Here is a 24,715-nt window from a genome sequence, read left to right as displayed (position 1 = left end):
GTCAGCGGCGACGGCGGCGCCGGCCGATCCGCGGCTTGAAGAAGCGGAGGAGGCGGTATGGCCGCTTGGGGTCCAGCAGCGCCGTGCCGAACAGTTCGCCTTTCGGTCCCTGGTCCGACATGGCGGGGAAGGGCCTCAAGCCCCGGTTATCGCCCGAGAACCGTTTCACGGCAGCAATCAAGCCTTCCCGCTTGATCGCGGCGGTCACTTCTTCCTCGGTCTTGCCGAGATGCTCGGCGAGCAGCTGGTCGCGAATGCGCCGGATGCTTGCGGCAACATCCGGCGTGGCCGCCTCAATCCCCAAGTCGCATTCGCTGTCCAGTCCGGCGGAACGGTTGTTCAGATTGGACGAGCCGACGCGCAGGAAGCGGTCGTCGACGATGATCAGCTTGGAATGGACGTGCAGCAGCTGCTCGCCGCCGTCACTCGGCACGACGGGATAGCAGGCGTAAAACCGGCCGTGGCGATCGGCCTTGGCCAGGGTGCGCAGCAGCCGGTCCCGGTTGTTGGCCATGATGAAACGCTCGATCACCCCGCTCGACTCGTAAGTGATCACCGCGACGATCTCGGGGCCGTCGGGCCGTTCGAGCTGCTCGCAGAGCATGCGCCCCACCGAGCGCGCAGTGAGGTATTGCGCCTCGATGTAGATGGAGCGCCGCGCCGCGCGCAGGGCATCGAGCGTGAGCCGCTCGGCCTCCTCGATGCTCGGCTGATCGCCCATAACTGGCATGGTGCGGGCGATCGCGACGGGCACATGGCGGAAATCCACAGCGAGATTGGTCGGCCATAAGTCCACGCCGTCTGCGGAAGGGCAGGGTGCGAGCGCCTCGCCGGTGGCCGCCTGCCAACGTTCCCGCGCGAGCGTGCACAGCTTTCGGGCGGCGTCTCCATCGACCAGCATCTGAATGTCGTGCACCGGGCGATAGGTCCTGCCGTCCGGCGTCAACCGGAAGGGGCTGCCGGCGCTGTGGGTGCAGTCGTCCCACCGCTGAACCGTCAAGTCCATCCCGCCTACAAAGGCCAACTGATCATCGATGCAGACGATCTTCTGATGATGGGCTGCATAGACGGGATGATGCGTATCGAGTTTGACGTGGATACGGGGATGTTCCTGCCAGGCCGCGCCGAAAACCAGCGAGGTCGGCTCTCCCGGCGCGTGCAGCACCGCCATGCTCCACACCAGGATGCGAACCTCGAGCGTGGGGCTTTCTTCCACCAGCTTGCGCAGCAGCCAGCCGAGCGGCGGCGATGTTTCAGGATCTTGGTCGGCGCGTAGGCGAATGCGCCCGTCGAAGTCCCAGCCAAGGATCGTGATCGCATGTCGGGCGGCGCGCAATGCTGCCTCGAGCTGCCCGAAATAGGCCGCGCCGTCGACGAGGACCGTTGCACGATCAGCCTGGGCCACACACCAGCAGTTCTGGCCGGGCTTGATGATCCTGTCGAGGGAGGCGCGCCCCCGCGTGGGCCCCTCGACCGGCCTCGCGTGCTCGCCAACCGCTTCGCCGCTTGAACGCTGCATCTTCAGCAAGGCTGATTTCCGTCTTTGCACGTAAATTCCGTCATCGAGCCTTCACCCCCGGCCATGCCGGCGGTGCTGCGCGAATAAGGCGCGGCTGGGGAATTCGGTTCCCTTGGCTTGCCAACTTCTCGGTCCAGACGAAGGCGTTCTGCAACCGGGTGCCTGCCCCTGTCAGATGCGCTGCGGCAGGGGCAGCAGCGAAAGCGCCCCGGCACGCACCATGGCCCGGTATTTTTCTTCGATAACCGGCACTGCATCGAAGGGCGCATTGGTCATGGACAAGTTGGCAATCACCATGTCCACGGTCGGCTCCTTAGGCATGATGCAGAGATCAAGCGCGTCGAGCCGCAGGAGAATGCATCGGGCGATATCGGCCGGATTGATGCCACGGCCGCCGTTTTCCGCAATCTTCTGCTCGAATTCCGCGGCGATCTCCTGTGCGATCTCCATCACCAGCCGTTCTGTGTTCATTGTGTCCTCCGGTAGCCGTGGACGTTGCGGTCCACGCCCGAGCGTGCCGCCCTATGCCACCGCCTCAATCGCGCTAGCGTCTTTAGCCCACGCAGAGAGAGTTCGTTCGGCAGGACAATGCAACGGCACGGTCATACGTTCCTTGCCGTGTGCCGGCCGCGGCATTGCACAGCGGGTACAAGGCGGGCCGCCGTCCGACACGATGATGGCCAAAGCTGTGCGGGGGCGATGCAATTTCTCTGTGCACGAACATAGCCGATGGAACCGGCAGACGATGGTCCGCGTTGAGGATCGATGCGGTGCGAGATCGCGCTGCGGGGAGAAGAGAGTGGATGAAACGCACCGATCGTTTCGAAGCGTCACTTGCCGAGGGGGACCGCTATCGGCTGCTCGTGGACGCAATCACCGATTACGCCATCTTCATGCTTGACGCGAACGGCATGGTGACCAGCTGGAACACGGGCGCGGAGCGGTTCAAGGGCTATCAGACCGCCGAAATCCTCGGGCAACACTTCTCCCGCTTCTACACGGAGGAGGATCGCACGAAGGGATTGCCTGAGCTTGGCCTCAGGACCGCCGAAGTTGAGGGCAGGTTCGAAGGTGAGGGCTGGCGCGTCCGCAAGGACGGAACACGGTTTTGGGCGCATGTCCTGATCGATTCGATCCGCGAACCCACGGGGAGGCTCGTGGGCTATGCGAAGATCATCCGTGATCTGACCGGCCGCAGGCGCGCAGAGGAACTGCTTCGGAAAAGCCAGGAGCAGTTCCGTTTGCTGGTCCAGGGGGTCACGGACTATGCGATTTTCATGCTCGATCCGGCAGGCCGGGTGAGCAGCTGGAACATGGGTGCCCAGCGCATCAAGGGCTATCTCCCGGAGGAGATCATCGGCGAGCACTTCTCGCGCTTCTATACCGAAGAGGACCGTGCCCGCGGCGAGCCGGAAAAGGCGCTCGCAACCGCGGCCAGGGAGGGGCGGTTCGAGAAGGAGGCGCAGCGCGTGCGCAAGGATGGCACGCGATTCTGGGCGCACGTGGTTATCGACCCCATCCGCGATGACGGCGGCCAGCTCATCGGCTTCGCCAAAGTGACCCGCGATATCACCGAGCGCAAGGAGGCACAGCGTGCCCTCGAGGAGGCGCGCGAAGCCCTGTTCCAGTCCCAAAAAATGGAAGCCATCGGCCAGCTGACCGGCGGCATAGCTCATGACTTCAATAACCTGCTCATGGCCGTGATCGTCAGCCTCGAGTTCCTGCGCAAGCGCATGCCGCAAGACCCTGCCCTCCTGCGCCTGCTGGACAACGCGCTCCAGGGGGCGCATCGCGGCGCCTCCCTGACCCAACGCATGCTCACCTTCGCCCGCCGGCAAGCGCTCAATTACACAGCGGTGGATGTGCCGAGTCTCGTTCGCGGCATGACGGATCTCATCCAGCGCTCTATCGGTCCGTTGGTGATGATCGAGACACGCTTTCCCCTCGATCTGCCCCGCGTTCAGACCGATGAAAATCAGCTCGAAACAGCGCTGCTCAATCTGGTGGTGAATGCCCGCGACGCGATGCCGGAAGGAGGACAGGTCATCATTGCCGCTCGCGAGGAGATCGTCGGCAGCCATAATTCCGCGCGGCTCAAGCCCGGGCGTTATGTGTGCCTTGCGGTACAAGACACCGGGATGGGCATGGACGAGGAGACATTGGCCCGGGCGATGGACCCGTTCTTCACCACAAAAGGGGTAGGGAAGGGCACCGGCCTCGGCCTGTCGATGGTTCAGGGGCTCGCCGAGCAGTCGGGCGGGCGGCTGGTGCTCGTGAGCGAGAAGAACGTAGGCACCACGGCCGAGCTCTGGCTGCCCGTCGCGGAGACCTATGAGCAAGGGCTGGCGGCGCGCTTGGCCGTGCCCGGCGAGGCAGAATCGCGCAAGCCGAGTGCACTGGTGATCCTGGCGGTTGACGATGACGGTTTGGTGTTGATGAGCACCAGCGCCATGCTCGAGGATCTCGGCCACGAAGTCATCGAGGCAGCCTCCGGGGCGGAAGCCCTGGAGACGCTCCGCAGCAATAAGCGCGTGGACCTGGTGATCACCGACCAGGTGATGCCACAGATGACGGGGACGCAGCTGGCCGCCGCCATCAGGGCCGAATGGCCCGACCTCCCGGTGATCATCGCCACAGGCTATGCCGAACTGCCGGAGGACGTCGCCGCCGTTCTGCCGAAACTCTCGAAGCCATTTCGACAGGACGACCTCAGCCGCATCATAGCAGAGGTCATGCCGGCCTGAGCAACGAGCCACTTCGGCTCGGCCAGGACTCGGCACGCGGAACGGAAACGCATTTCATGGAACGGGGCGCTGCACTTGATCGTTCTGGGGCTGCACTTATCTTGAAATGGCCGCGGGTGACTGATTCGCGGCCGCCAAATGGTACAAGCCGATGATAATGTTCGAGACTGCGCGCTCGGGCGTCAGTCGACACTGGCCTGTCGCCGAGGCCCGTTTGCAAGGCGCTGTGCGCCAGAAGGCTGGCCATGCCTAAGGCATGAGGTGAACACCGGCTGCAGCAGGAATCGAGCCATAGCCAATCCCAAGCGATGACAATCAACGGAGGTTGCGTGTGACCGCGCGCGCACTGAGCGAACTGAACTCGGGTGCTTTCGAGCCAGATATGGTTTCGGCCATGCTGGCGGCTTACAACAAGGCGGTGAACGCCCTCGGTACCCGCTCCGACGAGCCCACGCGATTGAGAATCGCCCACGCCATTATCGGTTTCGCCACGCAGGGAGAAAGCGACCCCGGCCGCCTGTGCGAAAAGGCGCTGGCGATCGTCTAGTCAGACTTCGCCCCGCCCGTGAATGGGATGGGCGATCGGAGCCCGACGCCCGCAGAGCTGCATCAGCAGAGCGCCTTGCACGAGCCGCTGCCTCTCACCTCAGCCACCGTCTTGGTCAACGCGTCGAGCCCGACCGCGCCGGGCAGGAACTTGTCGCCGATGACGAAGGCCGGCGTGCCCTGAATACCAAGCTCGCGAGCGAGCCTGTAGCCGTCCTCGATTTGCGCGGTAACCGCCTCGCCCTGCATATCCGCCTTCAGCTTTTCCAGATCGAGGCCGACCTTCTTGGCCGTGGCAAATACGGCCGCCTCGTCCAACGAGCCGTTATGGGCCATCAGCGCGTTGTGGAATTCCCAATACTTATCCTGGTTCTTGGCGGCAATCGCCGCCTTTGCGGCGACCAGCGAACCAGGCCCGAGGATCGGGAACTCCTTCAGCACGAAACGGACATTCTTGTCCTGCTTCAGAAGCGCCATGAGATCCGGCTGGGAGCGCTTGCAGTACCCGCAGTTGTAGTCGAAGAACTCGACCACGGTGACATCGCCCTCGGGGTTGCCCGCCACGAAGTCCTTCTCATCGCGGAAAATGGCCTTCGCATTCTCCTTGATGGCATCAGCCGCCTGCGCGAGCTGCTGCTGCTGCTCCTTCTGGTCGAGCGCCTGGATCACCTCACGCAGGAATTCGGGATTTTCCAGCAAGTACTGCCGGATGGTCTCGATGATCTCGCCGCGCTGGGCATCGTTGAATTCCGCCGCGGACAATCGGCTGTCCATGGCCGGCACGGCGAGCAGGCAGGCGAGGCTCACGGCCGTGAGCAGACGTCGGGCAAAATGCATCAAGACCTCTCCGAAACACCAGGTTGTGAATCCGGACTATACAGGGCTTAGTCCTTACCAACCTTCACATTCAGGATATCGTTCGCGCGGATCCATTCGGGCGTGCCGCGCTTGAACGCGGCAAGCGAGCGCTTGGCCTTCTGCTTGGCAAGCTCGACGTCGCCGCTGATCAAAGCGGCCTCAGCCGTCTCCAGATCCGCCATGGGGATATTGTTGCGTCGCGCGTAGGCGATGGCGAGCTGGGCGTGCAGTTCGGAGGAATCCGTCTCGTAGCGCTTCGCCCGCTGCAGCTGCTGGATCGCCGGCTCGATCAGTCGATCATCATTGGTGTTGAGCATGGCTTGGGCCAGCATGATGCGGACCAGGCCCTGATTGGGCATGAGTTCCACCGCCTTCTGCAGGGCGGGCACCGCCTCCCTGACCTTGCCCGATTCGAGCAGTGCCTGGCCGCGCAGTTCCCAGAAATAAGGATTGTTCGGCTGCGCTCTCTGCAAGGGCTCGAGTTCGGCGAGGGCGCCTCTGAGATCCCCCGTGCGGAAGGCGGCAATGGAGCGCGCATAGCGGGCGGGCGCGCTGGTGTCGCTGGTGGGATAGCGCTGATAGACCCGCTGGGGCGAGGTCAGGAACCCCATCAGCTTGGCCTGCACCATCGCATGGCGCGCCTTGAGCGCGGGGCTGTCTCCCGCATCGAAATAGGGGCTCTTGCGGGCGTTGATCTCGAGATTGCGCACCCGGTCCAGCGGCATCGGGTGGCTCAGCACGTAAGGGTCGACAGGCACCGACGAGGCGAGGGATTCGTTCGACAGCCTCTCGAACAGGTCGATCATGCCGCGCGCCGACTGCCTGGTGGCCGTGAGATACTTCAACGCCGCCTGGTCTGCCGCCGATTCCTGCGCACGGGCATAGGAAAGCAGGTTGCGCTCGGCGAGCGACTGGCCGCCCAGCATGATTCCCTGGCCGCTGCGGGCCAGTTCGCCCTGGCCGGCCAGACCTGCCCCGATCATGGTCGCCGCACCGACCAGCATGCCGATGATCGCCGCGGTGCTGGCCTTGTCCAGCTGCTTTTGCATGCGCGACAGGTGCCCGCCGGCAATGTGCCCGGTCTCGTGGGCCAACACGCCGATCACCTCGTTGGGCGTTTCCGCCCTGGTGAGCAGGCCGGTGTGAATGAAGATCCGCTGCCCGCCGGCGACAAAGGCGTTAATGGTATCCGAGTTGATGATGTAGACCTGCACCGCTTCAGGCTTCAGGCCGGCCGCCCGGAACAGGGGGGTCGCATAGTCGCGCAGCAGCTGTTCGATCTCGTTGTCGCGGATCAAGGGCAGGCTGGCCGCCTTGGCCTGGGGCACGGGAATTCCGCCGGCCGCCACCGAAACGGCCGTCAGGCCGGCGAGGCAGCGAACGGCGATACCTCTTATGATCCGATGCAGTAGAGCCATGAGCGCACCGTTGTCTGAAAGCTCACCGTTTGTCGTGAAATGCGGCAATACTGCGGCCCGTGGGGCACGCCGCTTCGGGCCTCGCGATCACATCTTTGCGCCACGCCCGACCGCCGCACCAGCGGCAACGGGAGGGGGACCGGTGTTTGCGTCCCCCTCACCAACTGCACCGCGCAATCCTGCTCAATGCCTGAACAGTCGCGCCCGCTGCCACCACCCGCGGCGCGCGGGGCGCTCCGGCTGGGGCTCCGGCGCCGCACTCACCTGAGCCACTTCAGGCTGGCGCGCCTCCTCGGCGTGTTCCGGTTCGGCCGGCACGGGCGTCAGGTCGTCGGTCGGCGCCGTGGATTCGGCCGGATGCGGCCCAACCGCTTCGCCATTCGATGGCCGCGCCACAGATGCTGGTGGTTCCTGTGGAGCCTCTGTCGGCGCCTCGCCGGCCGCCTCTGTCGGGACTGCCGTCTCGGTGATCTCCGGGCCCTTCACGGCTGGCTGCTCGGCGGCTTGCGCCGCCGGCTTGGCTTTGGCCTTGGCGCGGGGCCGCCGCCTCGGTTCCGCTTTCGCGCTGTCGACCGCCGCCTCCTGGGCTGCCGGCTCGGCCGTGGTCGCGGCCTCCTCGCCAGGCTGGGCGGCCTTGCGTGCACGGCTACGCCGTGGTCGCTTGGCCGGTGCTGGTGCCGCCTCCGGCGCGGCTTCCGCTAGAGCCTCGCCCGTGGGGGCCGGCGCCGCTGGAGCCAGCTCGGCCTCGGCGGTGCCGATTTCCAATTCGATCACGTCGGAGGCTTCGGGCGCCTCGAGCGGACCGCCGGCAACCGCATCGCTCAAGGCGACGGAGATGCCGTCATCATTCTCGTAGACGGGCTGCTCCCGTCCATGTCTGCCGCGATGGCGGTCCTCCGAACGGCGCTTCCGGTCGAATTTTTCGCGCGCGACCTGCGGTTCGGCCCCTGCCTCGAACTCGGGGATGAAAACGTCGCCGACCTCCGGCTGCGGTCCTGCGCCAGGATCGACCCAGCCGCCAGTGGCGGTTGCGCCATGCTCAGCCTCATGACCATGGCGCCGGCCGCCGCGCCGGCCCCGCCTGCGCCGACGGCGGCGGCCGCCTTCTTCGGCGTCATGGCCGTTGCGCTCGCGCCGGTGCTCGCCCGGGCCGCCGTGGGCCGCTTCGGCGGCCTCCACCTGCTCGGCCACCGCATCGGCCAGCTCTTCGTCTGCAACCGCCTCTTCCGGCGCCACCTCGGCAAAGGCGGTGTCGACCTGCACGGCGGCGGGCAACGGCCGGGTCGGCCGACCCTCTGCGCGCTCGACCTTGAAGTTCTCGTTGCGCAGGTCCGTGCTGGGCTCCAGATAGATCGAAGCTCTATAGGCCTGCTCGATCGTGAGCACGTTGTGCCGCTTCTGGTTGAGCAGATAGAAGGCGACCTGAGGATCGCAGCGGACCGTCACGTCCTCGGCCCGGCGCATCAGGTGCTCTTCAACGCCCCGCAACACCGACAGGGCACAGGATTCTATCGAGCGGACCACCCCGCGGCCAAGGCACGTGGGGCAGGACACGGTCGAGCCCTCAAGCATCCCGACCCGCAGCCGCTGCCGCGACATTTCCAGAAGCCCGAAATGGCTGATGCGGCCGACCTGAATGCGGGCGCGGTCGTTCTTCAGCGCCTCCTTCATGCGGCGCTCCACCGCACGATTGTTGCGCTTCTCCTCCATGTCGATGAAGTCGATGACGATCAGGCCGGCAAGATCGCGCAGGCGCAACTGCCGGGCGATTTCGTCGGCCGCTTCGAGATTGGTCTTGAGCGCCGTATCTTCGATATTGTGCTCGCGCGTGGACTTGCCCGAGTTCACGTCGATCGAGACCAGCGCCTCGGTCTGATTGATGACGATGTAGCCGCCGGAGCTCAAGGTGACGGTGGGTGAGAACAGGCCATCCAATTGGCTTTCGACCTGATACCGGCTGAACAGCGGCCGCGGCTCCTGATAGAGCTTCACATTGCGCGCATGGCTCGGCATGAGCATTTTCATGAACTCGCGCGCCTCGCGGTGGGCCGCCGCGCCTTCGACCAGGATCTGCTCCACATCCTTGGTGTAGAGGTCGCGAATCGCCCGCTTGATCAGGCTGCCTTCCTCGTAGATCAGCGTCGGCGCCGTGGATTTCAGCGTCAGGTCGCGAATGCTCTCCCACTGCCGCAGCAGATAATCGTAATCTCGCTTGATCTCCGCCTTGGTGCGGTTGGCACCGGCGGTGCGGACGATGACGCCCATGCCCTCCGGCACATCCATTTCCCGCGCCACTTCCTTCAGGCGCCGCCGGTCGTTGGCGTCCGTGATCTTGCGCGAAATTCCGCCGCCGCGCCCAGTGTTCGGCATCAGCACGCAGTAGCGTCCGGCAAGGGACAGATAGGTGGTCAGTGCCGCGCCCTTATTGCCGCGCTCTTCCTTCACCACCTGCACCAGCAGGATCTGCCGACGCTTGATCACCTCCTGAATCTTGTAGACGCGCTTCACATTGCGCTTGAAGCCGGAAGCCTCTTCCAGAGCATCGTCTGATCCGACGGAATCGACCGCCTGAGCTTCGGGATCTTCATCGATCTCCTCGACCGTCCCGCCGTTCGTTCGGCCGCTCTCTTCGCCGTCGGCCGCTGCGCGGCCGGCCTTGACGTCCGCGCCGTTGCCATTCATGGCCGATGCCGATGCGGCATCACCATTGGCGTGCTCCGTGCCGTTGCTGCCGGTGGGCCCGTCCTCGCTCGCCTTCTCGAAATCGTCGTCGGACGCGCGCTGGTTGCGGGATTCCTCCTTGAGCAGTGCCTGACGGTCGGCCACCGGAATCTGATAATAGTCGGGGTGGATTTCGCTGAAGGCAAGAAAGCCGTGGCGGTTGCCGCCGTAGTCGACGAAGGCCGCCTGCAGCGACGGTTCTACGCGCGTCACCTTGGCGAGATAGATATTGCCGCGGATTTGTTTTCGCGACGACGACTCGTAGTCGAATTCCTCAATCTTGTTCCCACGCAGCACGACCACCCGGGTCTCCTCCGGGTGCGCCGCGTCGATCAGCATAGTGCTTCCCATGTTTTTCTGTCTCCCACGCCCGCGCGGAATGCAATGCATAGCCGCCGGTCTGGCATGCGGCATCCAAAGCCGCGGCCATCACCGCCGGAACAGCGCGAGCGCATCGTGTTGTCCAGGAAGCAGGCGGGGTTTTGCAGTGCCGAAAGGGGGCGGACGGAACGCTGGAAACTCCGGAGAGCCTCTCTTCCAATGCGGGTCTGCCCAAACCAATCTCAGCCGACTTATGCAACAGCCTGTTCCGATTCAGTTCATATCGCTCCAAACCCATGGAGCAGCTTCAAAGTCCTCCTCTGCAGGACAAAGTCCCGCTGGAAGCAGGAGCATATGCAACCTGCAAGAGCAGGTCTGCAATTCGAACGGCCAGCCAGTCGGCTCAGAGCAATGCGACCAAAAGGCCAGCGCGTGAAAAAACTGCAGAGGCATCATACACCACAGTGATCCTGGCGCATAATGACCTCAGTGCCCTAATTAGCGGACATGGTCGAAGCTTGGCAAGTGCAGTTGCTGTTCCCAGGCACTTGGCCAAGGCTTGACCCACGTCGCGCGGCTCCCATACTCAATCTGGCTTCCAGCCGCGGGCCGGGGCAACGGAAAAGTCAGATTTTACGTAATCTTTAGTTAACTGCTCCCTCATAGTCTGCCATATGCACGGAACGGTTCGGGCGGCGGTGCCGGTTCCGGGCGTATGTGATGTTTCGGGTCGGCGAAAGGGCGCTGCGCAGTGAAACCGGGCAACCACGCACGGGTGTCGCGAAATCTGCGCGTCTGGATGTTCTTTTGCCTGCTAGCCACCTGTATTCCTACTCTTTTCCAGCAAGGTCCCGCGCCGGCCTTTGCCCAAGACGGCGCCAGCAGCAGGATTGAGGCGATCGGCGCCAGAGTCGCCGGCGACCAGCGCAAGACCCGCTTCGTGCTCGATCTCAGCCGGCCAGCCGCCTACACCGTCACCGTCGTGCCGGACCCGTTCCGGGTGGTCATCGACATGCGCGGGGTAATCTTCAGCCTCCCGGCCGGTATCGGCAAGCTGGGCCGCGGTCTCGTTCGCGAATATCGCTACGGCCGTTTCGACGGCGACAAGGCGCGCATCGTGATCGATACCAGCGCGCCGGTGCTGATCGACCGCACCTTCCTGGTCGAGCCTGCCGACGGCGGGCCGGCACGCATGGTCATCGACCTCATCGAAACAGATGTGGCCACCTACGCAAAAATCAAGGAACGGCTGGATCGCGAGCAAGCGAACGCGACGGCGCACATAGAACCGCGACGAGGGATCGGCGCCGATAGCCCGGGGGCCGATACAACGGGTTCTGAAGGAGCCGGCGCCGCTCCATCCCGCAGCATCGGCAAGCCACCGCTGCCCAAGCCCCGTCCGCAAAAAAAGTCGCTGCTGGCCGCATTGACTCCCTTGGATTTGGACAGCGACGCTGCCGTCGCGCCCGACGCGGCGAGGCCGGTGGTCAAGGACAATGCACGGGTGGAGCCGACCGCCGTGTTTTCCCCGGCAGCGACCGGCAGCGCGGAGCCCGTGCCGCCGGCGCTGCCTGCAAAGCCGAAGGGGAAGCCGGTGGTGGTCATCGATCCGGGGCACGGGGGCGTCGATCCCGGCGCCATCAGCCGGTCGGGCACCCGCGAGAAGGACGTGGTGCTCGGATTCGCGCGGGCTCTGCGCGACGCCCTGCAGGCGACCGGGCGCTACGACGTGAAGATGACCCGCGCGGACGACACGTTCATCAGCCTCGGCGGCCGCGTGGCCATCGCCCAGAAGCACGGCGCCGATCTGTTCATCTCGATCCACGCGGATTCGCTGAAGCGCGGCGTTGCACGCGGCTCCACGGTCTACACCCTGTCCGACAAGGCCTCGGACCAGGAGGCGGCCGAGATCGCCGCCTCCGAAAACAAGGCCGATCTGGTCGGCGGCATTCCTCCCGAAGCCGAGAGCGAGGGGCTCGCCGATATTCTCGTGGACCTCGTGCAGCGGGAAACCCGCAACCATTCGATGTTCTTCGCCAACACCCTGGTCAGCCAGCTGCAGGATGCGACCAGGCTGAACAGCAAGCCTCATCGGTATGCGGGCTTCCGGGTGCTGCGCGCGCCCGACGTGCCCTCGGTGCTCTTGGAACTCGGCTATCTCTCGAGCCCCGAGGACGAGAAGCTCCTGACGTCCGCCGCCTGGCGCAAGCGGGTCGCCCGCTCCATTGTCTCGGCGGTGGACGGTTTCTTCGGCACCCACGTTTCGCAGCGCCGCTAGGCCAAAGCTTTCCGGCCTGCGATGCCACGTCGCTGCCATATTGCGCCGATATCCCCGGCGATATCGCTCGACTGTGCCATCACTTTCGGCTTATCCCTGTCGGGGAATGCTGTCGCGAGCCGCGAAGCGTGATAGGATGCACGGATGATTTGCGGCTTGGGGGGAGCGGGTTCCGGCTCAGACCCGGCAATCCACGTGAATGGGTGCTGGTCGTGTTCAGCAACATTGGCCGGGGGCTGGCTGGCAGCACGCCGTGGGCCTCGAGAAGATAGAGCTTCATGCTGAGATTTTTTGGCTATCTCTTTGCCGTCGGCTTCATTCTGTTCGGTGCAGCGGCCGCTGTCGCCGGCTATGTGGTCTGGACCATGTCCGACGAGCTGCCGGACTACCGGCAGCTGGCTGAGTACGAGCCGCCGGTGACCACCAGGGTTCATGCGGCGGATGGCACGCTGATCGCCGAATATGCCCGCGAGCGCCGCCTCTATGTGCCGGTCAGCGCCATTCCGACGCTGGTCATCAATGCCTTTCTCGCGGCGGAGGACAAGAGCTTCTACCAGCATGGCGGGCTCGATCCGTTCGGCATCGCGCGCGCCGTCGTCACCAATGTCGAGAACTATCTCCATGGCGGCGGCCACATGGTGGGCGCCTCCACCATCACCCAGCAGGTCGCCAAGAATTTCCTTCTGACGAATGAGCGGACCCTCGACCGGAAGCTCAAGGAAGCGCTGCTGGCTATGCGCATCGAGCAGGCCTATTCCAAGGACAAGATTCTCGAGCTCTATCTCAACGAGATCTATCTCGGCTTCGGGGCATACGGGGTTGCGGCGGCGGCGCTCAACTATTTCGGCAAATCGCTGAATGACCTCACACTGGCCGAGGCTGCCTATCTTGCCGCGCTGCCGAAGGCGCCGGCCAATTACCATCCCACCCGCTATACCGCGCGCGCCGTGGAGCGGCGCAATTGGGTGCTGCAGCAGATGTCAGCGAACGGCTTCGTCTCGCGGGAGGAGGCCGAGGCGGCCATGAAGGCGCCGCTCGCCATCAACCCGCGCTCCATCGGCGCCGAGCTGTTCTCCGCCGAGTACTTCACCGAGGAGGTGCGCCGGGAGGTGCTCGAGCTCTATGGGGAAAAGAAGCTCTATGACGGCGGTCTTTCCATCCGCACCACCCTGCAGCCCGCCTTGCAGATCTACGCGCGACAGGTGCTCAACCGCGGGCTTGTGAAGTTCGACCGCGCCCGTGGGTATCGCGGGCCGGTGAAGACTATCGACATCAGCGGCGACTGGGGCAAGGCTTTGGCCGATATGAATGCCCCCGCCGATATCGCGCCCTGGCAGCTGGCGGTGGTGCTGGAAACCACCGACAAGGAGGCCACCATCGGGCTCACCCCCAAGCGTCTGGTGGGTGGCGGCCTCGAGAAGGGGCGGGACACCGGCGTTATCCCCCTGAAACTGCTCACCTGGGCGCGCGCCGCCACGGGGCGTGGCCTCGGACCTCAGGTCAAGTCGGTGGAACAGGTGCTCAAGCCGGGGGACGTAGTCTATGTGGCACCGGCGGAAGAAGGCGGCATCTTCCACCTGGTGCAGGTCCCGGAGATTGAAGGCGGCCTTGTGGCCATGGACCCGCATACCGGGCGAGTGCTCGCCATGGTGGGCGGCTTCTCCTATGGGATGAGCCAGTTCAACCGCGCCTCCCAGGCCCGGCGGCAGCCCGGCTCGTCCTTCAAGCCGTTCGTCTATGCGGCGGCACTCGAGAATGGCTATACGCCCTCCAGCGTCATCATGGACGCGCCGATCGAGGTGCGCATGGCGAACGGCACCATATGGAGCCCCAAGAACTACTCGAACAAGTTCTATGGGCCGTCCACCCTGCGCCGCGGCATAGAGCTCTCGCGAAACGTCATGACCGTGCGGCTTGCCCAGGACATGGGGCTGGAGAAGGTGTCGGAGCTTGCCGAGCGCTTCGGCATCTACGACAAGATGCCGCCGGTGCTGTCCATGGCCTTGGGCGCCGGCGAGACCACGCTCATGCGCATGACCGCCGCCTTCAGCATGCTGGACAATGGGGGCAAGCGCATCAATCCCACGCTGATCGACCGCATTCAGGACCGCTATGGGCATACGATCTACCGTCATGACGCCCGCGACTGCAGCCAGTGCAAGGCGGACGGGTGGCACAACCAGCCCGAGCCGGAACTCGTCGACAACCGCGAGCAGGTGATCGATCCCTACACCGCCTATCAGATCACCTCGATGATGGAGGGCGTGGTCCAGCGCGGCACGGGCAGGATCGTCTCCAAGGTGGGCAAGCCGCTGGCCGGCAAGACGGGAACCACCAATGACGAGAAGGATGCCTGGTTCGTGGGGTACGCGCCCGATCTCGCGGTCGGCATCTATGTCGGCTATGACAATCCGCGGCCCATGGGGCGCGGCTCGACGGGCGGCGAGATCGCAGCCCCCATCTTCGCCGATTTCATGAAGCTTGCCCTCAAGGACAAGCCGGGCATTCCCTTCCGGATACCGCCGGGCGTCCAGCTCATCCCCATCAACCCCAGCAACGGCCAGCGTGCCGCCTACGGCGATGCCAATGTGATCCTGGAGGCTTTCAAGCCGGGCGAAGGGCCGCCGAACGATACGGTGGTGATCGGCGGCCAGGCGGTCGCTCATGGGGGAGGCGCGGATTTCTCGCTGCCGCAGGGCGATGGCGGCCTGTCGACGGGCACGGGCGGACTTTACTGAGCGCCTCTGGCATTTACAGGCAGGCTTCGGCTGCCTATGTAGGCCACGAGGAATCTCCATTTGCCGACGGGAAGGTCAGACGGACGTCATGCGTGCCGAAGTGCAGAAATTGGTCGATGAAATCCAGCAGTCCTTGGCGCTGCTAAGGAGGCATCTTTGACTGGGAGAAAGCCCTCAGACGTCTCGATGAGCTGAACGCGGCTGCCGAAGACCCCAAGCTGTGGGACGATCCGCAGCGGGCGCAAGGCCTCATGCGCGAGCGTCAGCAGCTGGAAGACCAGATCAAGGCGGTGCGTGGCTTGGAGCAGTCGCTCACCGACAATGTCGAGCTGATTGCGCTCGGCGAGGAGGAGGGCGACGAGACCGTCGTCACCGATGCCGAGGCGGCGCTCGCCGATTTGCGGGACGAGGTGGCCAAGCGCCAGATCGAGACGCTGCTCTCGGGCGAGGCGGACCACAACGACTGCTATCTCGAGGTCCATTCCGGCGCCGGCGGCACCGAAAGCCAGGATTGGGCGGAGATGCTGGCGCGCATGTATCTCCGCTATGCCGAGGCGCACGGCTTCAAGGTGGAGACCATCGAGGCCCATGCCGGCGAGGAGGCGGGCCTGAAATCGGCGACCTTCCAGATCAAGGGCCACAACGCCTATGGCTGGCTCAAGTCCGAATCGGGCGTGCATCGGTTGGTGCGCATTTCGCCCTTCGATTCCAATGCCCGCCGCCACACGTCCTTCGCCTCTGTCGGCGTGTACCCCGTGATCGACGAGACGATCGAGATCGACGTCAACGAGAGCGACTGCCGAATCGATACCTATCGCGCGTCGGGGGCGGGCGGGCAGCATGTGAACACCACCGACAGCGCCGTGCGCATCACCCATATCCCCACCGGCATCGTGGTGCAGTGCCAGATGGAGCGGTCGCAGCACAAGAACCGGGCCACCGCCTGGCAGATGCTGCGGGCCCGGCTCTATGAAGCCGAGCTCAAGCGGCGCGAGGAGGCGGCCAATGCGCAGAACGCGCAGAAGACCGATGTGGGCTGGGGCCACCAGATCCGCTCATACGTGCTGCAGCCCTACCAAATGGTGAAAGATCTCAGAACAGGGGTCGAGACCAGCGATACGGCCGGGGTGCTCGACGGCAAGATCGATCAGTTCCTCGAAGCAGCGCTGGCGCAGCGGGTCTACGGCAACCAGGCCGAGGCGGCGGCGGAATAAGGCTGCGCCCGTATTCGGCCGGTACGCCGAAAAGGCGCGGGCCGGCGAGGTGTCTTGTACCCGCCGGCGCGAACGCCTTATGCTGACGACAGCTGTTCTCGGCGCCGTCCGGCCAATTCGGAACGAGCCGGCAGCAGGGTGTCGAGGTCAGGCGTTCCATCGGGGAGTATCATGAAATCGTGGCTGGTCATGCTTGCCGACTACAATGCGTGGGCAAATGAGCGTCTGTTTGAAGCGGCTTCCGGCTTGTCGGATCAGGACTACCGGGCCGACCGCGGCGCTTTCTTCGGCTCGATGCACGGCACGCTCAACCACCTGCTGGTGGCGGACCGCATCTGGATGAGCCGGTTCACCAACGATCCGCACGAGCCCGCGACCCTCGACACCATCCTCTATGACGATTTCAACGCGCTCCGTCAGGCGCGCCGCATCGAGGATGCGCGGATAAGGGACTTCGTCGGCTCGCTCGACGAGGACAGGCTGCGATCGACCGTCACCTACCGCACGAAGACCAGTCCGGCCATGATCGAACAGGAGCTCGGACCGGTGCTGCTGCATTTCTTCAACCATCAGACACATCACCGCGGGCAGGCGCATTGCATTCTGACCGGGCTGACCGGCCAGGCGCCGGCACTGGACCTGCTCGTCTATCAGCGACAAAGCGGGGTCAGCATTCAGAGCCAGCAAGGCGGCCTATCCCTCGCACCGGAACGGCGGCCCCACCGTTCGGAGCCGCGCGTGTCATAGCGCGGATTGCGCGAAGCGATCCGTTCTCGTGCTGCCAATGATGCTCAGTGGGGCGTGTCGGTGCCCGGCAGGCGCGGGCGCTCCTTGACGGGATCGTGGTCGCTGCCGCCGTAACCTTCGCCCGCGTGCAGGTCCTCATATTGGGTGAAGGCGTCGGAATAGAGCGCCTCGCTCGGGTGGTGATCGCGCGGGAAATATGAGGCTTCGTCCGCGCTGATCGCGAGATGGCTGCTCTCGAGCGGCTCCTCCGAGCGACGGATGCTGCCTTCCACAAACGCGCCGTTCTCGATCGAGATCGTCTCGTGGGTGATGTCGCCCTCCACGTGGGCGCCCGCGAAGATATGGATATTGAGCGCGTGCAGCGGGCCGATGATCCGCCCGCGCACCACGATCTCCTCGGCCACTACCTCGCCGTGAATCGAGCCGTGATTGTCTATCACCACATTGGCGGCGCGGACGTCACCATGAATGGTGCCGTCGACCTGCAGTTCGCCGCTGGTGATCAGCTTGCCCTCGATGACCACGTCGGCGGTGATGATGCTGGGACCTGCCCGGCGCTGCGGCTTGCCGCGGTCGCCATCGTCGGTGGCTGCGAGAGGAGCTTGCCTATTCCTGCCTTTGAAGATCATTCCGCGCCTGCCAGAAGCGTTGGGGGTCGACCGCGCGCCCGTCGACACGCGTCTCGTAATGTAGGTGGGCTCCAGTGCTTCGGCCCGAATTCCCGAGTCGTCCGATCACCTGGCGTTTTGCGACGCGTTGCCCGGGAACAACAGAAATCGCACTCAAGTGAGCATATCGGGTGGACACGCCCTTGTCATGGTAGATCACCACGGATTTGCCATATCCTGCCGACCATTGCGCCTCGACAACAATACCTGCGGCCGTCGCCAGTACCGGCGCGCCGAATTCCGCCCGGAGGTCTACGCCCAAATGCATGGCGCGCTTACGATGGAAGGGATCACGCCGCGGGCCAAAGCCGCTTGTCACGGTGTGCTGACCCAGCGGCACGGCCAGGGGAAGGGCATCAAGGCCCTCATGCAGCGCCGCCAGCTCGGTGCGCCGGGCTTCGACCGCCTCAAGACGCGCCCATAGCGGGTCGCTACGCTCGAACGATGCAATCGGCACAAAGGGGCCGCCAACCGCGTCGGCGGGTTTCAGCTTACCAGGCGCCGTCGTGTCACCGGCCGCATTGGAATCGGCAATGAGCCTCGCGGGCGGGATGCCGAGCCTGCCGGCCATGCGCCTGACGGCGGCGACCCGCTGGGCGAGCTTTTCGTCCATCCTCTCGATCACGCTCGCATGGCGCTGCGCTAGGGCCGCGGCGAGAGCCTCGATCTTGTTCAACGGCTCTTGCGCCGCGGCCGCCGTGCGAAATGGCGCGGCATATCGGCTCGGGATGGAGCCCGGATCAAGGCTCCCCTGCTTGCCGGAATCATCAGTGCTTTCCGGCGGCAAATCCGCGGGCTCCGCTGTGGGCCGGGCTGCAGCGGGTTCCGGGTCCAGCTCGCGCTGCGGGTAAACTGAGGGCGCCCAGCCCTGATGGACATAGGTTTCGAGCATCTGCTGGCGAGAAAGCAGGGCCTGATAATCGCGCCGCAGCGCCTCGATCCTGGCGAGATATTCGTCCTGGTTGAGCAGCAGGCGGTCGTTGACCATCTCGACCGCGTTGCGCATGTCCGACAGCCGCGCCTGGTAGGCATGCTTGGTCTCGGCCAGCCGGCGTCCGTGCAGGGCGATGATCTGCTCCTTGAAGGCCACGTTGACGGTGGCGTAGGCGAGCCAGAACAGGAGCCCCCCGCCGAGCACGCATGCCAGAACCTGGATCGTGGGTGACAGCACGATATAGCGAATGTCACCCTCGCTGCGCACATAGATCTGCCGCTCGCGGAAGGCCTGACGGAGCAGGCGGGTCAAGCTCGTTGTGGAATTCTTAACGCGCGAACGCCTGTCCATCCCCCGGGTCCAGATCAACTTCCGCAACAAAGACTCGTGTCACAACGTAAAGTCGTAACCTGCACACTCGCATTCGAACACTGAGACCGTCAATCCTTTTGAGCCGGCGATGAAGAACAGACATATTTCCCCTCGGCCGCCGGATTGGTTTCAATCCATGGCCCTGCAGTAGGCGAGCACTTCGGAGACATGTCCCTCGACCCGAACATTTCTCCATATCTTGGCGATGATCCCGGACCGATCAATTACGAACGTGCTGCGTTCGATACCCATGAATGTTCGTCCATACATGGACTTTTCGCGCCAGACGCCATAATCCTCCAATACGGAATGATTGACGTCGGAGGCCAGCGGGATCGAAAGGCTGTGCTTGCGCTTGAATTTCTCGTGTTGTTCGACAGGATCGGCGGAGATTCCGAGCAGAGCAGTGTCGGCATGCTCGAACTGGTCTTTCGCGGCGCTGAATTCGATCGCCTCGCGGGTGCAGCCTGGGGTATCGTCGCGCGGGTAGAAGTAGAGCACCAGCTTGCGGCCGGCAAAGTCGCCGAGGCTCATGGTCCTGCCGCCATCGCCAGGCAGGGAAAAGTGAGGCGCGGCAGAGCCTTCTTTCAGGTCACCAGGCATAATGCCATCCTTTCGTCTACTTTAGGTGATGGAAGGGGCCTGTTTCGAGGTTGTGCACTGTCTCCGCAGAGGTAGATTACTGTCGCCCGCGCGCGGAGGTGTTTTCATGTCGATCATCGTCGGACGATCCGCTGGTTCTGGTTTGCCGGGACCTCGAGGCTGTGATCTCGAACATGTTCAGAGGACAGAGCGACCCGTGTTGGTGTGCTAGCCAAGATACAACGATTTGCGCAAGCGGATAACCAGAATAGGCTTGATCTCGCTCGGCAGCGCCCTGTTGTGTCTCGCGCTGCTCCTGCTGATTGTCCTGTGGCGGCTGAGCGTCGGGCCTATCTCGCTTGGCTTCATGAGCGCGCCGATCGAAGCTCTGATCAACTCGAATCTCGCAGGGATGCGCCTCGAGCTCGCCGATGCCATCATCGAGCGCTCCGATTCCGGCCGGCCGCGGATACGGCTGCGCGATGTGCGGCTGACCGATCCGCAAGGCGAGCTTCTTGCCGAAGCGCCCAGGGCCTCCCTCGGCCTCGACGGCAGCGCCCTGTGGACGGGCCGCGTGCTCGTGCGCAAGCTCGAGCTGATCGGACCGCATATTCTCGTACGCCGCTCGCTGGACGGCAACATCGCGCTGGGGGTGGGCCAAGCGGCCGCGCCGGACGACGAGTTCGTGCTGCCGCGCTCCGTCGGGCGCGGATCCAGCCAGCGGACGGGTACGATGCAGGTCAGCGCCGCCGAGCGCAAGAGCGATGCACGCCAGCTCGAACCCGGGTTGTTCAGCTTCATTCACAAAGAGCTGCTGTCCGACCCTGACGCGGGGGAGACGGCGGCCTCATCGCTGGAGGCGATCGTCATAACCGATGCCCGGGTGTCGCTGTTCGATGCCATAAACGACGCCACCTGGGAAATGCCGGAGGTCAATCTCAATTTCCAGCGCGATACGGCGGGCCTGAAGCTGATCGCCAATGCAGACGTGGCGAGCGGGCCGGTGCCATGGAAGCTGAATGTGGTGGCGAGCTATGCTGATGCGCAGGACAAGGTGGTTGCCCAGGCGAGCATCCAGGACCTGGTGCCGGCCGATCTCTCCGGGCAGATCTTCTCGCTGTCGCAGCTGGCAGAAGTGAAGGTGCCGCTTTCCGGCGAAGCGCGTTTCGAGATGACCGGAGGGGGGCGGATCCTGCGTGCTGATGCCGTGCTGAGTGCCGCGGCAGGCTATGTCGGCTTTCCCGGCTTCATTTCGCAGCCCATCCTGGTGGATGAAGGCGTGCTGCGGCTGTCGTTCGAGCCGGAAAGCGGCGACATCGTCATCGGTGATTCCGCGTTTTTCATCGGTGGGTCCCAGGCGAAGCTGAATGGCGTCGTTCACCCGGTCCAGGCGGCGGACGGCCGCGTGAGCGCGCTGCAGCTGGAGCTGAAGGCCCATGGCATCAGCCTGGACACGACTGGGACGATCGCGGACGCATTAGCGATCGACAATATCGACTTCGTCGGCACGGCCCTGCTGGACCAGGGCTCGCTCAGGGTGGATGATCTGGTGCTGCGGGCGGGCAATGCCGGCGTGCGCCTGCGCGGAACCTTCACCGAGACGCCGGAGGCGGTGGCCGTGCGTTTCGGGGCCCGGCTGAACCAAGTGCCGCTGGAAATGCTGAAGAAACTTTGGCCGCCGATGGCTGCGCCGGCCGCGCGCAACTGGATCAACGCGCACGTGTCGTCCGGCGTCATCACCGACGGCGAGATGATCGTCGACTTGCCGGGCGCGGTGATCGCCAATGCGCTGGCCGGCCAGGCCATCCCGGACGAGAACATCACCTTCAACTTCAGCCTTGCCGGTGTCGACACCCGCTACTATGCGGAGCTGCCACCCATCCGCAACGCCACCGGCGGCGGCGTGCTGCGCGGCGACAGCTTCGACCTCCAGCTCGACAATGGGGTCGTCACCCTGCCGTCGGGCGCCACCGTCGAGCTCGCGCGGGGCACGATGAAGGTCACCCATCTGATGGTGGAGGGCACGCGGGCGGCTTTTGAGCTGCATGTGCGCGGGCCGGCGCAAGGCTTCATCGAGCTGGTCGACCAGCCGCCCCTGCAATACATCAGCAAAGCCGGCTTGCGGCTCGCCGACCTCGGGGGAACTGTCGAGGGGCTTTTCAAGTTCGAGCTGCCCCTGAGCGCGGATATGACCGCAGACCAGGTCGCCCTCGATGCTCAGGCGAAGATCCGTGACGTCAGTCTTCCCAACGCCCTGCACGACATCAGCATCAATGGCGGCGAGCTTGACGTGACCGTCACCATGCAGGGCGCAGAAGGCAGGGGCAACGTGCTGCTCAACGGCGTCCGCAGCGCGCTCGACTGGCGCATGTCCTTCATCAACAACACGCCGGACGAGCGGCACATCACCGCCCGCGCCACCCTCAGCGATGGGGACCGACAGCGGCTCGGCATCGACATCAACGACCTGGTGGCAGGCCCTATCGACCTGACCGTGAATGTGGACCTGTCCAAGACCGAGGTCGCCGGGGCCGAGGTGGAGGCAGATCTGTCGAAAGCCACCCTCATGGTGCAGGGCATCCACTGGGAACGGCCTCCCTCGGGCAAGACCCGCGCCACCATGAAGGTGGCCGTTGCCGATCATGGCGCGCTCAACGTCACCGATTTCGCGCTCACCGGCACCGATCTCGACGTGCGCGGCGATTTCACCGTCAATGCGCGCGGCGACGTCCAGCGCTCGCACCTGCCGGTGGTCAGGTTGGGGCAGGGCAATGATCTCTCCCTGGTCTTGCACCGCCTGGACGACAACCGGATAGAGGTTGCCGTGGATGGGGCGAGCTTCGATGCGCGTCCCATGATTTCCGCCCTGTTCGAAGAAAGGGATACCGATCATCTGAAGCCATTGATTACTCAGATGAAAGGCAAGATTGCCAGCGTGATCGGCTTCCGCAACGAGCGGCTGGTGGATGTCGAATTCAGCGGTTCGGCCAGCGAAAAAGGCATTGCCGCCATCAAGCTGACCGGCCGCTTCAATGATGGTTCGCCGTTCGCCATGACCATGGAGCCGAAGCCGCAGGGCCGCCGTCTGATGACGGCGAGCAGCGAAAACGCCGGCGCGGTGCTGCGTGCCATGGACCTCTATTCGCGCGTCAGGGGCGGCCGGCTGCAGTTCACCGGGCTGCTCGGGCCGGCGGGCACGGCGCTGCTGGATAATGGCCAACTCCGGCTGCAGAGCTTCGAAGTCATGGACGAGCCGGCCCTGCAGTTCGACGAAAAAGGCAATCCCGTGCGCCTCAATCCGCGCCAGGCCGGACGGACCGGCACGATGGTGTTTTCCAATTTCAGCATGCCGTTTTCCGCCAATGCCGCCGGTGTCTATATCGGCGACACCCTGCTGCAGGGGCCGGCGCTGGGGGCGACCGCCAAGGGCGTCATCCGCAAGCAGGACAAGGCGATCGATATCGGCGGCACCATCATACCGGCCTATGCGCTGAACTCGCTGTTGAGCGCCGTTCCCGTGCTGGGCGAAATGCTCATGGGCGGCAAGGGCCAGGGCATGTTCGGCATCACCTTCGCGATCCGTGGCACCACGGACAAACCGCAGGTTCTGTTCAATCCCATCTCGGCTTTGGCCCCCGGCTTCCTGCGCAAGATCTTCGAGTTCCAGGGCAGCAGCGGCACGCGCGCGGTCGTGCCCAGTGCACCGGCACGGAGGGCGCCACCACCATCGCGACGCCTGCCCACCTCGCCGCAGCAGCATCCCCCTCAGCCGGACCGCTGAAGCCTCGCATCGGTACCAGCTCCTCAATGCATTTTCGTCGGTTCACTGCCTTGACTCCATACCAACTAGTTGGTACCAGAGAGATACATACCGACTGGTTGGTACGAAAGGAGGGCGAATGGCCAGTGAAGCGGCGCAGGGGTCAAAAGCGAAGCTGCTCGACGCAGCCGTGCGCGTCTTTCGCAAAAAGGGCTATGCCGGAACCCGCGTCGAGGACATCTGCGAGGAGGCCGGTCTGACCAAAGGCAGCTTCTTCCATCACTTCAAGTCCAAGGAGGAAGTGGCCATTGCCGCGGCGGATCTTTTCTCAGACCGCGCGGATGCCTTCTTTGCGGACGCAGACTACCACAGGGTGAGCGATCCGGCCGATCGGCTGATCGCCTATGCGGATTTCCGCAAGCGCCATGCGGCGGGCGCGTTGGCCGATTTCACCTGTCTGCTCGGGATGCTGACCCAGGAGACCTATGAGACACATCCGTCGATCCGCGACGCGGCCGGCAAGCACATTCTCGAGCATGCCGCGGCCATCGCCAAAGATGCAGCCGAAGCAAAAGCGCTGCACGCGCCCGAGGCCCGCTGGACACCCGAAAGCCTCGGCATCTTCACACAGGCCGTCATTCAAGGCGCCTTCATCCTCGCCAAGAGCAAGGGGGACGAAGGCATTGCCCAGGACTGCCTCGAGCACCTGCAGCGCTATCTGGCGCTGCTCTTCAATCGGCCGTTCACAGAGGAGGAGGAGACCCGATGACCATCCGGCAAAAGATCACGCCGTTCCTGTGGTTCGACGCGAATGCGGAGGAGGCGGTCAAGTTTTACATCTCGCTGTTCAAGGATTCGCGCATCACCTACGTGCTCCACTACGGCAAGGGGGATCCGGGCCCCGAGGGCGCCATCATGTGCATCGGTTTCGAGCTGGAGGGCCAAAGGTTCGGGGCGATCAATGGCGGACCGATCTTCAAGCTGAGCGAAGCGATGTCGCTCTTCGTCGAATGCGACACCCAGGAAGAAATCGACCGCCTCTCGGCCGCGCTCAGCGAAGGTGGCGAGATCCAGCCCTGCGGCTGGGTGAAGGATCGCTTCGGCCTGTCATGGCAGATCAACTACGCGAAGTATCTCGACATGGTTGCGGATAAGGATCCCGCGAGGAGCCGCCGTGTGATCGAGGCCTTGTTCGGCATGAAGAAGGTGGACGTCGCCGCGCTGGAAAGGGCGTATGCAGGGGCATGAAGCGGCTGTGATGGCTGCGCCGGCCGATCCCATCGACCGGGCGCAGT

General features: G+C 64.3%; 17 protein-coding genes. 9 read left to right on the top strand and 8 right to left on the bottom strand.

Translation table 11 applies throughout. The features are described from left to right. Position 1: 1 nt before the first annotated feature. Positions 2-1,519: a phospholipase D-like domain-containing protein gene (locus E4P09_RS15710; protein ID WP_137390817.1), complete on the bottom strand. Its 1,518-nt coding sequence runs from the start codon at positions 1,517-1,519 to the stop codon at positions 2-4. A 171-nt stretch (positions 1,520-1,690) separates the two neighbouring features. Continuing rightward, positions 1,691-1,990 (bottom strand): hypothetical protein, encoded by a 300-nt coding sequence (locus E4P09_RS15705; RefSeq protein WP_137390550.1) that lies wholly within the window; start codon positions 1,988-1,990, stop codon positions 1,691-1,693. Positions 1,991-2,322: 332 nt separating this feature from the next. On the opposite strand from E4P09_RS15705, the gene E4P09_RS15700 reads away from it, so the two are divergent. After that, positions 2,323-4,263 carry a hybrid sensor histidine kinase/response regulator gene (locus E4P09_RS15700; RefSeq protein WP_137390549.1) on the top strand — a complete coding sequence of 647 codons (1,941 nt, stop codon included), beginning with the start codon at positions 2,323-2,325 and terminating at the stop codon, positions 4,261-4,263. A gap of 331 nt (positions 4,264-4,594) precedes the next feature. Beyond that, positions 4,595-4,810: a hypothetical protein gene (locus E4P09_RS15695; protein ID WP_137390548.1), complete on the top strand. Its 216-nt coding sequence runs from the start codon at positions 4,595-4,597 to the stop codon at positions 4,808-4,810. Between the two features lie 62 nt (positions 4,811-4,872). On the opposite strand, the gene E4P09_RS15690 is transcribed toward E4P09_RS15695, so the two are convergent. The 3 genes from E4P09_RS15690 to E4P09_RS15680 form a co-directional block, all read right to left on the bottom strand. After that, entirely contained in the window at positions 4,873-5,646 is a 774-nt protein-coding gene (locus tag E4P09_RS15690; protein WP_137390547.1) for a DsbA family protein, read from the bottom strand. 47 nt (positions 5,647-5,693) lie between these two features. Beyond that, positions 5,694-7,085, bottom strand: a complete 1,392-nt coding sequence (locus E4P09_RS15685) for a M48 family metalloprotease (RefSeq protein ID WP_137390546.1) — start codon at positions 7,083-7,085, stop codon at positions 5,694-5,696. Between the two features lie 183 nt (positions 7,086-7,268). After that, the gene (locus E4P09_RS15680) at positions 7,269-10,157 is read right to left on the bottom strand and encodes an Rne/Rng family ribonuclease (RefSeq protein ID WP_137390545.1); all 2,889 of its coding nucleotides are present in this window, start codon (positions 10,155-10,157) and stop codon (positions 7,269-7,271) included. A 721-nt stretch (positions 10,158-10,878) separates the two neighbouring features. Here E4P09_RS15680 and E4P09_RS15675 point away from each other — a divergent pair. From E4P09_RS15675 to E4P09_RS15660, 4 genes are all read left to right on the top strand, one after another. Next, positions 10,879-12,405, top strand: a complete 1,527-nt coding sequence (locus tag E4P09_RS15675) for an N-acetylmuramoyl-L-alanine amidase (protein ID WP_137390544.1) — start codon at positions 10,879-10,881, stop codon at positions 12,403-12,405. A gap of 278 nt (positions 12,406-12,683) precedes the next feature. Then, on the top strand, positions 12,684-15,143 hold the full coding sequence (locus tag E4P09_RS15670) for a penicillin-binding protein 1A (protein WP_137390543.1): 2,460 nt from the start codon (positions 12,684-12,686) through the stop codon (positions 15,141-15,143). Positions 15,144-15,231: 88 nt separating this feature from the next. Continuing rightward, positions 15,232-16,357, top strand: a protein-coding gene (gene prfB / locus E4P09_RS15665; protein ID WP_137390542.1) for a peptide chain release factor 2 whose coding sequence is annotated in 2 segments (ribosomal slippage) — positions 15,232-15,300 and positions 15,302-16,357 — 1,125 coding nt in all. Because the reading frame shifts where the segments join, the coding sequence is not laid out codon by codon here. A 171-nt stretch (positions 16,358-16,528) separates the two neighbouring features. Beyond that, positions 16,529-17,104 carry a DinB family protein gene (locus E4P09_RS15660; protein WP_137390541.1) on the top strand — a complete coding sequence of 192 codons (576 nt, stop codon included), beginning with the start codon at positions 16,529-16,531 and terminating at the stop codon, positions 17,102-17,104. 44 nt (positions 17,105-17,148) lie between these two features. Here the strand turns inward: E4P09_RS15660 and E4P09_RS15655 are convergent, their stop codons facing one another. From E4P09_RS15655 to bcp, 3 genes are all read right to left on the bottom strand, one after another. After that, complete coding sequence (locus E4P09_RS15655; RefSeq protein WP_137390540.1) at positions 17,149-17,733, bottom strand: bactofilin family protein; 585 nt, start codon at positions 17,731-17,733, stop codon at positions 17,149-17,151. Beyond that, positions 17,711-19,018, bottom strand: coding sequence for a M23 family metallopeptidase (locus tag E4P09_RS15650; protein WP_170984458.1), 1,308 nt, complete (start codon positions 19,016-19,018; stop codon positions 17,711-17,713). The genes E4P09_RS15655 and E4P09_RS15650 overlap by 23 nt, the downstream gene beginning before the upstream one ends. 189 nt (positions 19,019-19,207) lie before the next feature. Then, positions 19,208-19,681 (bottom strand): thioredoxin-dependent thiol peroxidase, encoded by a 474-nt coding sequence (gene bcp, locus E4P09_RS15645; RefSeq protein ID WP_137390538.1) that lies wholly within the window; start codon positions 19,679-19,681, stop codon positions 19,208-19,210. A gap of 226 nt (positions 19,682-19,907) precedes the next feature. Here bcp and E4P09_RS15640 point away from each other — a divergent pair, with 226 nt between their 5' ends. The 3 genes from E4P09_RS15640 (at position 19,908) to E4P09_RS15630 (ending at position 24,668) form a co-directional block, all read left to right on the top strand. Beyond that, the gene (locus tag E4P09_RS15640) at positions 19,908-23,441 is read left to right on the top strand and encodes a YhdP family protein (RefSeq protein ID WP_137390537.1); all 3,534 of its coding nucleotides are present in this window, start codon (positions 19,908-19,910) and stop codon (positions 23,439-23,441) included. 118 nt (positions 23,442-23,559) lie between these two features. Beyond that, on the top strand, positions 23,560-24,189 hold the full coding sequence (locus tag E4P09_RS15635) for a TetR/AcrR family transcriptional regulator (RefSeq protein WP_137390536.1): 630 nt from the start codon (positions 23,560-23,562) through the stop codon (positions 24,187-24,189). Next, positions 24,186-24,668: a VOC family protein gene (locus E4P09_RS15630; protein ID WP_137390535.1), complete on the top strand. Its 483-nt coding sequence runs from the start codon at positions 24,186-24,188 to the stop codon at positions 24,666-24,668. Before E4P09_RS15635 ends, E4P09_RS15630 begins: the two co-directional genes overlap by 4 nt. Positions 24,669-24,715 lie beyond the last annotated feature (47 nt).

The organism is Rhodoligotrophos defluvii, assembly GCF_005281615.1.
In the GTDB taxonomy this organism is placed as follows: Bacteria; Pseudomonadota; Alphaproteobacteria; order Rhizobiales; family Im1; genus Rhodoligotrophos; species Rhodoligotrophos defluvii.
This window is presented reverse-complemented; position numbering and strand designations above follow the sequence as displayed.